A 14,277-nucleotide genomic window follows, 5' to 3' on the forward strand; every position below is an offset into this window, starting at 1 on the left:
CAGCCGAGGAGACCAATGACCATGGACCGAGACGGCGCGCGGACGTCGGACGAGACGCCCGCACCGGCCGGCGAGGGTCACGGGGCCGCGCCCGCGGGCGTCGCGGAGGCGGCGGCCGGTGAGCAGGCGGCCCACGACACCGTCGAGGCGGCCATCCGGGCGCAGCTCGCCAAGGCGCTCGGCGGCGTGCGCGGCATCATCGAGGCCGCCGTCCCGACGGTGGCCTTCACGATCACCTGGATCACGAGCGAACAGCTCAAGCTCTCGCTGATCGTCGGCATCGGCGCGGCCGTGCTGCTGCTGGTGGTGCGCCTGGCCCAGCGCTCCACCGTGCAGTTCGTGCTGAACAGCCTGATCGGCATCGGCGTCGGCGCGTTCTTCGCGAGCAAGTCCGGCGAGGCCAAGGACGTCTTCCTGCCCGGCATCTGGTACAACGCCGCCTACGCCGTGGCCATGACGTTCTCGGTCGTCGTCCGATGGCCGGTGGTGGGCTTCCTGATCGGCTCGGTGACCGGCGACCCGACCGGCTGGCGGCGCGACCCGGGCGTGGTGCGGCTGTGCTCGCGGCTGACGTGGCTGCTGATCCTGCCGTGCGTGCTGCGCGTGGTGGTGCAGCTTCCGTTGTACTACGCCGATCAGGTGGCGGCGCTGGGGGTGGCCAAGGTCGCGCTCGGCTGGCCGCTGCAGGTCGCCGGGCTCGCCGCGATGGTCTGGGTGCTGGCCCGGGGCCGGACGCCGATCACGGGCCCCTCCGCGCCGGGCGCCTGACGCCCGGCGCGGCCCGGGCTCAGTGCGGGGCCAGCAGGTGCGCCAGCTCCTGCTCGACCTCCTGGTTGGCCACGAACAGCAGTTCGTCGCCCGCCTCCAGCGGGTCGTCGTCGGTGGGAACCAGCACCCGTCCCTCGCGCAGGATCGCCACCAGGGCCGAGTCCTGCGGCCAGGGCACCGAGCCGGCCCGCTGGCCGACCACCGGGGCGTCCTCGGGCAGCGTGAGTTCCACCAGGTTGGCCTGCCCCTGCCGGAAGGTCATCAGGCGCACCAGGTCGCCGACGCTGACCGCCTCCTCGACCAGGGCCGACAGCAGGCGCGGCGTGGAGACGGCGACGTCCACGCCCCACGACTCGTTGAACAGCCACTCGTTCTTGGGGTGGTTGATGCGGGCGACCACCCGCGGCACGCCGTACTCGGTCTTGGCCAGCAGCGAGACCACCAGGTTGGTCTTGTCGTCGCCGGTCGAGGCGATGACCACGTGGCAGTTGTTCAGCCCGGCCTCGTCCAGCGAGGAGATCTCGCAGGCGTCGGCGAGCAGCCACTCCGCCTGCGGCACGCTGTCGATCTTGATGGCCTTGGGGTCGATGTCGATGAGCAGGACCTCGTGACCGTTCTCCAGCAGTTCGGCCGCGATGGACCGCCCGACGGCGCCCGCTCCCGCGATCGTGACGCGCATCAGTGCGACTCCTCCTCGGGTGCCGCCGACAGCACCTTGTTGATCCGGTCCATGTCGTTCTCCGCGGCCATCACGTGCAGGATGTCGCCCTCCTGGAGGACGGTGTCCTCCTTGGGCAGCAAGGCCTCGCCCATGCGGTTGAGGAAGGCGACGCGGGTGCCCCCGGCCTCCTCCAGCGCGCGGGTGCGGGTGCCGATCCAGGCCGAGTGGTAGGCGACCTCGGCGAGCATCACCGTGCCGGTCGGGTCGCGCCACAGCGGTTCGGTGCCCTCGGGTAGCACCCGGCGCAGGATCTGGTCGGCCGTCCAGCGCACCGTCGCGACCGTGGGGATGCCGAGGCGCTGGTAGACCTCGGCGCGGCGGGGGTCGTAGATGCGGGCCACCACGTTGTCGACCCCGAAGGTCTCCCTGGCCACCCGGGCGGAGATGATGTTGGAGTTGTCGCCGCTGCTCACGGCGACGTACGCGCCGGCGGACTCGATGCCGGCCTCCTCCAGCACGTCGCGGTCGAAGCCGATGCCGGTGACGCGGCGCCCGCGGAAGCCCGGCCGCAGCCGCCGGAACGCCTGCGGATCCCTGTCGATGATCGCGACCGAGTGGCCGCTGTCTTCGAGGATATGGGCCAGGGTCGAACCCACCCGGCCGCATCCCATGATGACGATGTGCATGCTCCCCCGCTGAAGGCTTTAGCGGCGACTTCTGGACCTTATACAGCTACGAGGCCAAGTATGACCCGTTCTGCCAGCGCCGTGTGAGGAGCACCTACGGCCACGACTAGCATCTTCACTCGTGGCGAAGGTTGGAGATATGGTCAAGCGGTTACTCGTGGGCCGCGCGCTGAGAAGCGCGCAGGCACACGAGCAGTTGCTGCCCAAACGCATAGCGTTGCCGGTGTTCGCCAGCGACGCGCTGTCGTCCGTCGCGTACGCCCCGCAGGAGATCCTGATCACCCTGGGCGTCGCCGGGCTGGCCGCCTACCACTTCACGCCGTGGATCGCCCTCGCCGTCGTCGTGATCCTGCTGACGGTCGTCGCGTCCTACCGGCAGAACGTCCGGGCCTACACGAGCGGCGGCGGCGACTTCGAGGTGGCCACCACCAACCTCGGCTCGAACTACGGCCTGGTCGTCGCCAGCGCGCTCATGGTCGACTACGTGCTGACGGTGGCGGTGTCGGTGTCGTCCGGCGTGGAGAACCTGGGGGCCGCGCTCCCGTTCCTGCGCGAGCACAAGGTCGCCGCGGCGCTGGTGATCGTCGCGCTGCTCACGGTGATGAACCTGCGCGGCATCCGGGAGTCCGGCCTGGCCTTCGCCATTCCCACCTACGCCTTCATGATCAGCGTCTTCGGCATGATGATCTGGGGCGCGGGGCGGCTGGCGCTCGGGACCGAGCTGAAGGCCCCCACGGCCGACTTCACCGTGACCGGCGAGAGCGTGGGCATCGGCGGCTTCGCCCTGTTCTTCCTGCTGCTGCGCGCGTTCTCCTCCGGCTGCGCCGCGCTGACCGGCGTGGAGGCCATCAGCAACGGCGTCCCCGCCTTCAAGAAGCCCAAGGGCAAGAACGCGGCCAACACGCTGCTGGCGCTCGGGCTGCTGGCCGCCACGATGTTCGCCGGCATCACCGCCCTCGCCTACATCACCGGCGCCAAGTTCGCCGACCCGTCGGTGGGCAGCGAGGTCCACGACGCCGCCGGCAGGGTCGTCGCCCACCCCGACCCGGTGATCGCCCAGGTGTCCCAGACCGTCTTCAGCAACTTCCCGGTGGCGTTCTACATCGTCACCGCGATGACCGCGCTGATCCTCGTGCTGGCCGCCAACACCGCCTTCAACGGTTTCCCGGTGCTCGGGTCGGTGCTGGCCCAGAACCGCTACCTGCCGCGCCAGCTCCACACCCGGGGCGACCGGCTGGCGTTCAGCAACGGCATCGTGATGCTGGCGGCCATGGCCGGGCTGCTGATCTACGCCTTCGGGGCCGACACCACCCGCCTCGTCCAGCTCTACATCGTCGGGGTGTTCGTGTCGTTCACGGTCAGCCAGACCGGCATGGTGCGGCACTGGAACCGGCTGCTGAGCACCGAGACCGACCCGAAGAAGCGCGGCCAGATGCGGCGGTCGCGGCTGATCAACGCGTTCGGCGCGACCGTCACGGGCCTGGTGCTGGTCGTCGTGCTGATCACCAAGTTCACCCACGGCGCCTGGATCGCCTGCGCGGCCATGGCCGTGCTGTTCGTGCTGATGCGGGGCATCAGGCGCCACTACGACAACGTGGCGACCGAGCTGGCGACGCCGGAGGAGACCCAGGTCGACGAGTCGATGCTCCCGGCGCGCAACCACGCCATCGTCCTGCTCTCCAAGATCCACAAGCCGACGCTGCGTGCCTTGGCCTACGCCAGGGCGACCCGTCCCTCGACGCTGGAGGCCATCTCGGTGGCGGTCGACTCCGAAGAGGCCAGGCAGCTTCAGCGAGAATGGGAGGAGCGGGGGCTACCCGTCCCGCTGAAGATCCTCGACTCGCCGTACCGCGAGATCACCCGGCCGGTGCTCGAATACGTCAAGAGCCTGCGCCGCCGCTCGCCGCGCGACGTCGTGACGGTCTTCATTCCCGAGTATGTCGTGGGTCATTGGTGGGAACATCTGTTGCACAACCAGAGCGCGCTCCGGCTCAAGGGACGGCTGCTCTTCCAGCCGGGTGTGATGGTCACCAGCGTGCCCTGGCAGCTGGTCTCCTCCGACCGGCTCAAGGGCAGACCGGAGTCGTTCGGCCCCGGATCGGTCCGCCGGCCCTACGCTGAGGCGCGTAAGGATGATCAGGTGAAGATGTGAGCGGGGGAACCGCAGTGCCGATCGAACTCGACGTGGAGCGCGTGGCCAACGGCGGCTGGTGTGTCGCCAGGCATGAGGGCCGCGTGGTGTTCGTCCGCCACGCCCTGCCCGGCGAGCGCGTGCTGGCGGAGGTGACCGACGAGACCACGCGCTTCCTGCGCGCCGACGCGGTGGAGATCCTCGACGCCTCGCCCGACCGCGTCACGCCGCCCTGCCCGTTCGCCGGCCCCGGCCGCTGCGGGGGCTGCGACTGGCAGCACGCCACCCTCGCCGCCCAGCGCGGCTTCAAGGCCGAGATCCTCGCCGAGCAGCTCAGGCGGCTGGCCGGGATCGAGGTGAAGGTCGACGTCGAGGAGGTCCCCGGCTCGCCGAAGGGCCTCGGCTGGCGCACGCGCGTGCAGTTCGCCGTGACGCCCGACGGCCACCCGGGCCTGCGCCGGCACCGCTCCCACGAGATCGAGCCGGTGGACGCCTGCCTGATCGCCCACCCCGAGGTCGAGCGGATCGGCGTCGAGCGGGACAACTGGCGCGGCGCCACGGCCGTGGAGGGCATCGCCTCCTCCACGGGGGAGCGGGCCGTGGTCGTCACGCCGAAGGGCCACCGCACGGTCGCCGTGCCCGAGCTGGGCGCCGACGCCTACGTCCTGGTGGACGAGGGCCGCGGCCACGTGCGGGCCGTCCGCGGCCGCACCGCGCTCACCGAGCGGGTGGGCGACCGCGAGTTCCGGGTCACCGGCAGCGGGTTCTGGCAGGTCCACCCCGGCGCCGCCGCGGTGCTGCTGGAGGCCGTCATGGAGTTCGCCGCGGTGCGCCCCGGCGACTGGGCGCTCGACCTGTACTGCGGCGTGGGGCTGTTCGCCGCGGGCCTCGCCGAGGCCACCGGCCCCGAGGGCGCGGTGCTCGGCATCGAGTCCGACGCCCGCGCCGTCCAGGACGCCCGTCACAACCTGCGCGACCTGCACCAGGCCCGCGTCGAGCGCGGCCGCGTCGAGGACACGCTGGACCGTCTCGGCGTCGAACGCGCCGACGTCGTCGTGGTCGACCCCCCACGCACCGGCCTCGGCCGCGACGTGGTCACCCGCGTGTCCGCCCTGGACCCCGCCAGAATCGTCTACGTCTCCTGCGACCCGGCGACCCTGGCCCGCGACCTCGCCTGGTTCACCGACCACGGCTACCCCCTTGTGGACCTCCGCGCCTTCGACGCCTTCCCCATGACCCACCACGTCGAAGCCGTGGCCCTCCTGGTGAAGGACACGGCCTGATCACCGCGGCGGGGCGGCGCTTGGCTCGCTCACCCAGGTTCGGACGTGTTCGTGGGTGGGGGAGGGGCGTGCCGGGCGGAACGTACGGCGATCTCGGCTAGCCGGGCGGCGACCCCTGTGAGGGCGCGGCCCGAGGGGTGTACGAGCCGTAGCGTGCGTTCGAGGTCGACGTCCAGGACCGGCACCGACACGACCGTCCTGCCGGCCAGTTCGCCCGCCACGGCCAGGGAGCTGAGCACCGCCGGGCCCACGCGCTCGGCGACGGCGGCCTTGATGGCGGTGGTGGACGACAGCTCCAGCAGCGGCTCCGCCAGAGGACGCTCCGTACGGCTCCGCAGGGCCAGTTCGAGGTGGCGGCGCGTCCCCGAGCCGTGTTCACGGCTGACCAGCCGGGTGGCCGCGAGCTCCTCCGGAGTGATCCCGGAGCGGCGGCGGGCCCACGGGTGGCCGGGAGCGACGATGACCGTCAGCGTGTCGTGGCCCACGACGCGGGAGCGCAACCCCTCGGGCACGCCGGGGCCCTCGATGAAGCCGATCGACGCCGCGCCGCTCAGCACCGCGGTGGCGACGTCGCCGGAGTTGCCCGCCGTCAGCGCCACAGAGGTGTCAGGGGCGGACGAGCGCAGGGCGGCGAGCCAGCGGGGCAGGAGGTACTCGGCGACGGTGAGGCTCGCGGCCACAGGAAGCCGGTCGTCGCGGATGCCGCGCAGCGAGGTGATCCCGGCGTCCAGCGACCAGGCGGCCTCCACGGCGGCGCGGGCCCAGTCGGCGACGAGGGCGCCCTCGTCGGTGAGGCGTGAACCCCGGGCGGAACGCTTGATCAACGCGATTCCGAGACGCCGCTCCATGCCGCTGATCCGCGCGCTCGCCGTCGGCTGGGAGATGCCGTGGGCGCGCGCCGCGGCTCCGACGCTGCCCAGCCGGGCGACGGAGAGCAGCAGATCGAAGGGAGCGAGGTCGCTGACCCTGCTCGGCAAAGTCATAGGCGCAGTCTATGGGGACATCCCAAATCGGCCCCTACCGAGGCCGGTACGCCCTGACCAGGGTGGATCCATGTCCTCTGTCACCTTGCTCCCCACGCGTGCCGGGCACACCCGTGGCGCGCGGCTCCCGTTCGGGCTGCTGCGCGACCTGGAGCGCCCGGCCGACCTGTTCCGCCACCTCGGCCCCAACTGGTACGCCTCCGTCATGGGGACGGGCATCGTGGCCAACGCGGCGGGGACGCTGCCGGTGCGGGTGACGGGCATGCGGACGGCCGCCACCGTGGTCTGGGCGCTGGCGGGGCTCCTGCTGGTGACGCTCACCGCCGCCAGGTCCGTCCACTGGACCCGCCATCGCCCCGAGGCCAGGGCGCACGCGGCCCATCCGGTGATGGCCCACTTCTGGGGAGCGCCCGCGATGGCCCTGCTCACGGTCGGCGCGGGCACCCTCACGCTGGGACGCGACTGGATCGGGCTCCCCGCCGCCCTCGCCGTGGACGTCGTCCTGTGGTCGGCGGGAACCCTGCTGGGCCTGGTCACCAGCGTGTTGATCCCCTACCGGATGATGTCGCGCCACACGTTCGCGGCGGACGCGGCGTTCGGCGGATGGCTGATGCCGGTGGTGCCGCCGATGGTCTCCGCCTCGACCGGAGCCCTGCTCGTCCCGTACGCGACGGCGGGACAGGGGCGGCTGACCCTGGTGCTCGCCTGCTACGCGATGTTCGGCGTCAGCGTCTTCGCCGCTCTCCTGATCATCGCTCAGATCTGGACCCGGCTCGTCCACCACACGGTCGGTCCCGCGGCCATGGTGCCCACGCTGTGGATCGTCCTCGGACCGCTCGGCCAGTCGGTGACGGCGGCCAACCAGCTCGGCGGCGTCGCCGCGCTCGCGCTGCCCGCCCCCTACGCCGCCGCCGCCCGTGCCTTCGGCCTGCTCTACGGCCTGCCCACCTGGGGTTTCGCGATGGCATGGACGGCCCTGGCCGCCACCGTCACCGTGCGGACCGTCCGGGAGCACCTGCCCTTCTCCCTCACCTGGTGGAGCTTCACCTTCCCCGTCGGCACCTGCGTGACCGGCACCAGCGCTCTGGCGGCGCTTACCGGGTCGGTTGCCCTCCAGATCACGGCCGTGATCCTGTACGCGTGCCTGGTGGCCGCCTGGCTCACCGTCGCCCTGCGCACAGCCGCCTCCGGCGCCCGCGGAACGCTCTTCTTGCCGCCCCCGCCCGCAGCGCGTCCGTCCTCGTAGGGCATGACGGGCTTTGCTCAGTTTCGCCCGAGTGTGACGGTGAGTCCTTCCTCGGCCGCCAGGACCTCACCGCCGAACTCCTTGCGCGCGGTGGCCACGGCGGTGGCTCGGTCGTTGCCCGGCCAGAAGTGGGTGAGCATCAGTCGGCGGGCGCCGGCGCGGCGGGCCCAGTGACCGGCCTCCGCGGAGGCGAGCAGATTGCGGGTGGGGCGTTCGGTCTCGCCGTCGTGGTCGGTGGCCTCGACGATGAACAGGTCGGCGTCGCGGCCCAGTTCGGCGAGTGCGGGGGCGGGGCCGGTGTCGCCGGTGTAGGCCAGGGCGACCCCGTCGGCCTCTACGCGGATGCCGGCGTTGGGCACGTAGTGCGGCAGCGGCAATCCGGTGAGCCTGAACGGCCCGACCCGGTGGCTGCCGGGCAGCGGATGCACATCGAAGACGGCGCGGAGGTCGACGTCGGGCTCCAGGCCGCCGAGTCGGTCGAGCACGCCCGGTGTGCAGTACAACGGCAGCCGCGGCCCACCGGGATCGCCGTACAACCGCATCCGGAACAACCCGTGCAGGTCGATGCAGTGGTCAGGGTGCTCGTGGGTGACGACGACGGCATCCACCGCCCCGTCCGGCCAGTGCGCGAGGAGCCGCGGCAGCGTGGCGTACCCCAGATCGAGCAGCAGGCGATAACCGTCCCAGTCCACCGCGAACCCGCTGCAGGCACGTCCCGGCTCGGGAAATGCACCACAACTGCCAAGAACGGTCACTTGTCGCATCCGTACAGGATGCCAGCCTCGCAGACAGGCCATGGACGATGGTCATCGGGACGTTGGCGAGCCTTGGGGTGAGTGTTGTCGCAGCCAATGTGCGGGCCACGTACGACGCCGGTTCGGGGCAGGTACGGGTTGGCTGCGCTGCTATGGTCGCGCGCATGCGATCGAGTTACCTCGCCTGGGACGATGCGGTGGACCTGTTCGAGCGGCGTGGGCTGCCGGAGGGGACGTACGAGAACCTGTACGAGGAGGAGTACATCCTGGTGCCGGGGTCCGCCGCGGTGACCGGCGAACTTCCCCTCGACGAGCACGAGCGGACGCCGTGGCAGGAGGGCACGCCCGAGGCGGCCACCGGGTATGTCGTGGACGGGGACCTGGTCGTCGACGGGAACCTCACCAATGTGGACGACGGGGCCGCCGCGCTGATCGTCCTCGGCGACCTGCGGGCGAGGAACATCTACCTGGCCGGTGACACGAAGCTGGTGGTGCGCGGCCACGTGACGGCCGAGACCTTCGTCGGCGACATGACCGACAAGCTGGTGATGATCCATGGGGACCTGCGCGCCACCGTCTCGATCTTCTGGAACGAGTTCTGCCCCGACCTGGTCGCCGGCACCCTGCACGGCAGGACGCTCACCCCCGCCTACCTCGACCTGTCCACCGCCTCCATCGGCGGTCTGGCCGACCCGGCGCCCGAGGCCCCGCTCAGCCGCCTGCTCGCGCCTGAACTGCTGGTCACCGGCGCCCCCGGCCCCGACGACCTCGCCGAGATCGGCATCCGCGGCGACGCCCTGCGCGACCGCCTGCTGGCGGGCATCCCCCTCACCACGACCCTCTGATCCGTTCCGACGCCGACCAGCTCGCGTTCACCGCCCAGGTCGTGTCCCGTCGTAGCTCGCCGGCGGGCGGCCGGGCAGGATCTCGAAGGCACCGGTCAGCCGCCCTCGCCACGGGCCCGGCACGGGGTCCCTGCCGTAGAGGGGCCGCTCGGGGCGACCCTCTATGTGATCCGGTCCGGCCAGAGGGAAGTCTGAAGGTATGGGCGAGCATCGATTGCGTTTGGCAGAGCTGCTCGAAGAGGCGGAGGGCGCCGCGCCGGTGGAGTCGCTGGACGTGGTGGCGCGGAACTTGCGAGAGCGGTTCGGAGCCGAGCGGGTGTCCTTCCTGCACGTCGACTTCATCGGACACGAGCTGGTGCGGGTGACCGAGAACCCCGAGTCACAGAGCGGAGAGCATGCCGAGCGTGTTCTGCTCGACGGCAGCGACTACGAGAAGGTGCTGTGCACGCAGGACCCGTACCAGGTGTCGGACGGCGGTGAGAGGCAGCGGGTGATCGCGCCGGTCACCAACCGCGGCGACACGATCGGCGTGCTGGAGGTGACCCTGCCCCGCTGCGACGCGGATGTGCTGGAACAGGTGGCCGAGGCCGCGCACGCGCTCGCCTACATCATCATCGCCGACCGGCGCTTCACCGACCTCTACCAGTGGGGCCGGCGCACCACCGCGCTCAGCCTGGCCGCCGAGATCCAGCACCAGCTCCTGCCGGACGCTTCCTGTTGTGAAGCGAGCACCTTCGCCCTCGCCGCGGGTTTGGTGCCCGCCGACGCCATCGGCGGCGACACCTACGACTACACCCTCGACCGTGAGACCCTGCACGTCTCGATCACCGATGCCATGGGCCATGACGTCGACGCGGCGCTTCTGGCCACCCTCACGGTGAACGCCCTGCGCGGAGCCCGCCGCGCGGAAGCCGGCATCGCCGAGCAGGCACGCCGCACCCACCAGGCCCTTCTGGACCACGGCCGTGGTGCTTTGACCACCGGGCAACTACTGCGTGTCCGCCTGGACGGGACCAACGTCGAGCTGGTCAACGCCGGCCACCCGCACCCGCTGCGCCTGCGCGGCGGCACGGTGACGGAAATGCCCCTCGACGCCGACCCGCCCTTCGGCGTCGACGTGTCCGGCACCTACCAGGTCCAGCACCTGGACCTGCGCCCCGGCGACCGGCTGATCCTTCTGACCGACGGCATGCAGGAGCGCACCGCCGAAGCCGTCGACCTGCCCGCCCTTCTGCGTGAGACCCGCGACCGGCACCCCAGACAGGTCGTCAAAGCGTTGACCGGTGCGGTGCTGCGGGCCTGTGGCGGCTACATGGCCGACGACGCCACCGTCATATGCCTCGACTGGCACGGCCCCGTACCCGACCACAGTGGCACCACGTCTTAGAACGGCCGGTGCCGCTCCAGGGCCCGGACACCAATCGGTTCTCGAAGGTGGAACGGCGGTGCGGATCTCGCTACGGTAGTTATTGCGATTAGTTAGCAACAGCAAATCTATAGCACCAAGTGAAAAGGGGTCGTGATGGCCGCGTACACCTTGCCGGACATGCCATACGACTACGGGGCACTCGAACCGGCGATGTCGGGCGAGATCCTGGAGTTGCACCACAGCAAGCACCACGCCGCGTACGTCAAGGGCGGCAACGACGCGCTCGACAGCCTCGCCGAGGCTCGCGACCGGGGCGATTACGCCGGGCTGGTCGGCCTGGAGAAGACTCTGGCCTTCAACCTGTCCGGGCACGTCCTGCACTCGATCTTCTGGAACAACCTGTCTCCCGACGGCGGCGACCGTCCCGACGGCGAGCTCGCCGCGGCGATCGAGGAGCACTTCGGCTCCTTCGACGCCTTCGCCGCGCAGCTGTCATCGGCGACCAAGACGGTGCAGGGTTCCGGGTGGGGCGTGCTGGCCTGGGAACCGCTCGGCCGCCGGTTGATCGTGGAGCAGGTCTACGACCACCACGGGAACGTCGGCCAGGGCTCCACTCCGATCCTGGTGTTCGACGCCTGGGAGCACGCCTACTACCTGCAGTACCGCAACGTGCGCCCCGACTACGTCGACCGGCTGTGGAACCTGATCAACTGGACCGACGTCACCGCGCGCTTCACCGCCGCCCGGGCGGCCACCCCGGCGATCCCCGGCCTGGGATGAACCATCCTGACCCGGCCCTGCTGTTCGTCCACGCCCAGCAGGCCGCCGGCGTGATCGCCGCCAAGCACCGCGGCGACCTCGTCGGCGCCGAGGCGCTTCTCGCCGCCTTTCCCGACGACCCCGCCCGGGTCCGCGGGTTCTGCCTGCTCGCCGAGCTGGCCTTATCCCTGGTGCGCGCCCAGACCGGCCAGAGCATGGACGACCTTGTGCAGGAGCTGACCCTGCACATGGCCACCGCCGTACTCAAGCCGCCCCCGGGCCGGTAAGGGAACCGGCCGGCCCCGTTTGACTCATGGGAGCATCTCCGCCGGCATTCCCTCAATGGACATTGAGGGAAGTGGCCGGCGTGAGCGTGTCGCGCTGCATCACGCCTTGGCCGACCCGGGGCGACTGGCGATCGTGGACCACCTGGTGGCCGGCGATCTGTCCCCCGGGGAGCTGGGGCGGTCCCTCGGCCTGCCGTCCAACCTGCTGGCCCATCACCTGCGGGTGCTGGAGAACGCGGGTCTCGTCGCCCGCACCCGGTCCCACGCCGACCGCCGCCGCTTCTACGTGAGGCTGATTCCCTCGGCACTGGACGCGCTGACCCCCGGCACGAGCATCACCGCGCCCCGCGTCGTGTTCGTCTGCACCCGCAACGCCGCCCGTTCCCCGCTGGCCGCCGCACTGTGGACGACGCGCAGCGGCATCCCCGTCACCTCCGCCGGAACCCACCCCGGTCCCCGACTGAACCCCCGGGCCGTCCGCATCGCCGAGAGCCACGGCCTGGACCTGGGCACCCGCGGCACGGCGCACGTCCGGGACGTGATCGAACCCGCTGACCTGGTCGTCACCGTCTGCGACAACGCCAACGAGGAGCTGACCCCCACACCCCGCCGGGTGCACTGGTCGGTCCCCGACCCCGGCCCCGCCGGCACCGACGAGATCTTCGAAGAGGTCCTGGCTCGGCTCGGCGCGCGCGTCGACCGGCTCGCCGCACTCACCACGGTCGTGGCGGACACCGGTCGCACGTGACCACAAAGCAACCCAGACGGGACGACATCCCAGGCGACCCGGCCGACCAGGACCGGGAAGCGACCCGGCGCCGCCTGCGCGAGGTGACACTGGTGTTCCTCAAACTGGGCGCGATCGCCTTCGGCGGGCCGGCCGCGCACACCGCGATGATGCGCGATGAGCTGGTGCGCCGCCGCGGCTGGGTGGACGACCAGCGGTTCGTGGACCTGATGGGCGCCACCAACCTCATCCCCGGCCCCAACTCCACCGAACTGGCCATCCACCTGGGCTACGACCGGGCCCGCGGGCGCGGCCTGATCGCCGCCGGGGTGTGCTTCATCCTCCCGGCCGCGCTCATGGTGACCGCGCTGGCCTGGGCCTATGTCACCTACGGCCAGACCCCCGCCGTCGAGGGCATCCTGTACGGCGTCGTCCCCGCGGTGATCGCGATCATCGCGCACGCGCTGTCCGGCCTGCTCCGCACGGTCGTCAAGAACGTCTGGCTCGGCGTGCTGGCGATCGCCGCCGTGGCCGCCTACCTGCTGGGCGTCAACGAGCTGCTGATCCTGGCCGCCGGCGCCCTGCTGGCCGCGGCCGTCCGGCGGGTCCACCGGCTTCGCCGCGATTCCTCCCAAGGGCTGCTGTCCGTGCCGCTGCTTGGCCTCGGCGGGTCACCTGTCCTCGCCGATCCCACCGGGGGGCAGCTCGCGCAGTTGTTTCTCACCATGCTGAAGATCGGCTCGGTGCTGTACGGCAGCGGGTACGTGCTGCTGGCCTTCCTGCGCGGCGACTTCGTCGACCGGCTCGGCTGGGTCACCGACCAGCAGCTCATCGACGCCGTCTCGATCGGCCAGGTCACCCCGGGCCCGCTCTTCACCACCGCCACCTTCCTGGGCTACCTCGTCGCCGGCCCGGTCGGCGCCTTCCTGGCCACCGTCGCGATCTTCCTGCCCTCGTTCGTCTTCGTCGGCCTGCTCACCAAACTCACCGACAGGCTCCGCTCCAGCGACTGGACCTCGGCCCTGCTGGACGGTCTCAACGCCGCCGCGTTCGCCCTGATGGCCGGGGTGTCCTACGAGCTCGGCCGGGCCGCGATCATCGACTGGCCGACCGCGGCCATCGCCCTGGTCACGCTGGCGCTGCTGTGGAGGACCCGCCTCAACAACGCCTGGTACATCGCCGGGGGCGCCCTCATCGGCCTCGCCCACACCTTGCTCGGCTGAGATCAGGCCGGTCAACCGGGCGAGGGCGGCGAAGCCGTCGTCGGTGCCGGGCCAGTGCCGGCGCACGGCCTCCAGGCCCGCGCGGCGGGCGACCGAGCGCAGGACCGCGGTGACGATGATGGCGTCGTCGGCGTACCCCAGAACGGGGATGACGTCGGGGATCACGTCGATCGGGCAGGCGAGATAGGCCAGCAGCAGCGCCAGCCGCACACGGATGCCGCGAGGCAGCGCGGGATCGGCCGCCAGACGGCGGACCAGGCGGAGCGTGTCGGGGAGCAGCCGCAGCGCCTCGCGTATCAGCCCGCCGCGGGGCCGGACGACGGCCAGCGCGACGATGAGAGCCAGCCAGGCGACCACCATCGCGGCCGCGAGACCGATGAGCAGGTCCCATCCCCACGATCCGGTCATACCTGCCCGCTTTCGTCACGGCCGGGCACCGTGGCGCCAGGCCCGGCGGTGGACACGATGAACGACAACCGGAGCCGCCTGTCCGATTGAGCCACCCCCCATGATTGCCCCATTTGTGCCGTCACTGGACGACGGGCTTGCCGACG

General features: G+C 71.3%; 15 protein-coding genes. 11 read left to right on the forward strand and 4 right to left on the reverse strand.

The genetic code is table 11. The features are described from left to right. The first annotated feature begins 15 nt into the window (after nucleotides 1-15). Complete coding sequence (locus BJ982_RS21185; protein ID WP_184882653.1) at nucleotides 16-768, forward strand: DUF3159 domain-containing protein; 753 nt, start codon at nucleotides 16-18, stop codon at nucleotides 766-768. 19 nt (nucleotides 769-787) lie between these two features. On the opposite strand, the gene BJ982_RS21190 is transcribed toward BJ982_RS21185, so the two are convergent. Together BJ982_RS21190 and BJ982_RS21195 are read right to left on the reverse strand one after the other, a co-directional pair. After that, nucleotides 788-1,447, reverse strand: coding sequence for a potassium channel family protein (locus BJ982_RS21190; protein WP_184882655.1), 660 nt, complete (start codon nucleotides 1,445-1,447; stop codon nucleotides 788-790). Further along, nucleotides 1,447-2,115 (reverse strand): potassium channel family protein, encoded by a 669-nt coding sequence (locus BJ982_RS21195; RefSeq protein ID WP_184882657.1) that lies wholly within the window; start codon nucleotides 2,113-2,115, stop codon nucleotides 1,447-1,449. The genes BJ982_RS21190 and BJ982_RS21195 overlap by 1 nt, the downstream gene beginning before the upstream one ends. 139 nt (nucleotides 2,116-2,254) lie before the next feature. Between BJ982_RS21195 and BJ982_RS21200 the strand changes: the two genes are divergently transcribed. Beyond that, nucleotides 2,255-4,267, forward strand: a complete 2,013-nt coding sequence (locus BJ982_RS21200; RefSeq protein ID WP_203958923.1) for an APC family permease — start codon at nucleotides 2,255-2,257, stop codon at nucleotides 4,265-4,267. Nucleotides 4,268-4,281: 14 nt separating this feature from the next. Further along, complete coding sequence (locus BJ982_RS21205; protein ID WP_184882661.1) at nucleotides 4,282-5,529, forward strand: class I SAM-dependent RNA methyltransferase; 1,248 nt, start codon at nucleotides 4,282-4,284, stop codon at nucleotides 5,527-5,529. A 29-nt stretch (nucleotides 5,530-5,558) separates the two neighbouring features. Here BJ982_RS21205 and BJ982_RS21210 read toward each other — a convergent pair whose 3' ends face one another. Further along, a complete protein-coding gene (locus tag BJ982_RS21210; protein WP_184882663.1) occupies nucleotides 5,559-6,512 on the reverse strand; it encodes a LysR family transcriptional regulator in 954 nt (317 codons plus the stop codon). Between the two features lie 70 nt (nucleotides 6,513-6,582). Here BJ982_RS21210 and BJ982_RS21215 point away from each other — a divergent pair, with 70 nt between their 5' ends. Next, complete coding sequence (locus BJ982_RS21215; RefSeq protein ID WP_184882665.1) at nucleotides 6,583-7,758, forward strand: TDT family transporter; 1,176 nt, start codon at nucleotides 6,583-6,585, stop codon at nucleotides 7,756-7,758. A gap of 17 nt (nucleotides 7,759-7,775) precedes the next feature. On the opposite strand, the gene BJ982_RS21220 is transcribed toward BJ982_RS21215, so the two are convergent. After that, on the reverse strand, nucleotides 7,776-8,513 hold the full coding sequence (locus BJ982_RS21220; RefSeq protein WP_239122814.1) for an MBL fold metallo-hydrolase: 738 nt from the start codon (nucleotides 8,511-8,513) through the stop codon (nucleotides 7,776-7,778). Nucleotides 8,514-8,677: 164 nt separating this feature from the next. On the opposite strand from BJ982_RS21220, the gene BJ982_RS21225 reads away from it, so the two are divergent. The 7 genes from BJ982_RS21225 to BJ982_RS41115 all read left to right on the forward strand — a co-directional run bounded on the left by BJ982_RS21225 (nucleotide 8,678) and on the right by BJ982_RS41115 (nucleotide 14,221). Then, nucleotides 8,678-9,358: a hypothetical protein gene (locus tag BJ982_RS21225; RefSeq protein WP_184882669.1), complete on the forward strand. Its 681-nt coding sequence runs from the start codon at nucleotides 8,678-8,680 to the stop codon at nucleotides 9,356-9,358. Nucleotides 9,359-9,557: 199 nt separating this feature from the next. Then, entirely contained in the window at nucleotides 9,558-10,745 is a 1,188-nt protein-coding gene (locus tag BJ982_RS21230; RefSeq protein WP_184882671.1) for a PP2C family protein-serine/threonine phosphatase, read from the forward strand. A gap of 135 nt (nucleotides 10,746-10,880) precedes the next feature. Further along, nucleotides 10,881-11,507: a superoxide dismutase gene (locus BJ982_RS21235; protein WP_184882673.1), complete on the forward strand. Its 627-nt coding sequence runs from the start codon at nucleotides 10,881-10,883 to the stop codon at nucleotides 11,505-11,507. Continuing rightward, nucleotides 11,504-11,773: a superoxide dismutase gene (locus BJ982_RS21240; RefSeq protein WP_184882675.1), complete on the forward strand. Its 270-nt coding sequence runs from the start codon at nucleotides 11,504-11,506 to the stop codon at nucleotides 11,771-11,773. The genes BJ982_RS21235 and BJ982_RS21240 overlap by 4 nt, the downstream gene beginning before the upstream one ends. A gap of 106 nt (nucleotides 11,774-11,879) precedes the next feature. Beyond that, nucleotides 11,880-12,521: an arsenate reductase/protein-tyrosine-phosphatase family protein gene (locus tag BJ982_RS21245; RefSeq protein ID WP_203958922.1), complete on the forward strand. Its 642-nt coding sequence runs from the start codon at nucleotides 11,880-11,882 to the stop codon at nucleotides 12,519-12,521. Further along, nucleotides 12,518-13,723 (forward strand): chromate efflux transporter, encoded by a 1,206-nt coding sequence (chrA, locus tag BJ982_RS21250; RefSeq protein WP_203958921.1) that lies wholly within the window; start codon nucleotides 12,518-12,520, stop codon nucleotides 13,721-13,723. The genes BJ982_RS21245 and chrA overlap by 4 nt, the downstream gene beginning before the upstream one ends. A gap of 54 nt (nucleotides 13,724-13,777) precedes the next feature. Further along, on the forward strand, nucleotides 13,778-14,221 hold the full coding sequence (locus tag BJ982_RS41115; protein ID WP_512700941.1) for a hypothetical protein: 444 nt from the start codon (nucleotides 13,778-13,780) through the stop codon (nucleotides 14,219-14,221). Nucleotides 14,222-14,277 lie beyond the last annotated feature (56 nt).

The sequence above is a fragment of the Sphaerisporangium siamense genome (genome assembly GCF_014205275.1).
Classification (GTDB): Bacteria; Actinomycetota; Actinomycetes; order Streptosporangiales; family Streptosporangiaceae; genus Sphaerisporangium; species Sphaerisporangium siamense.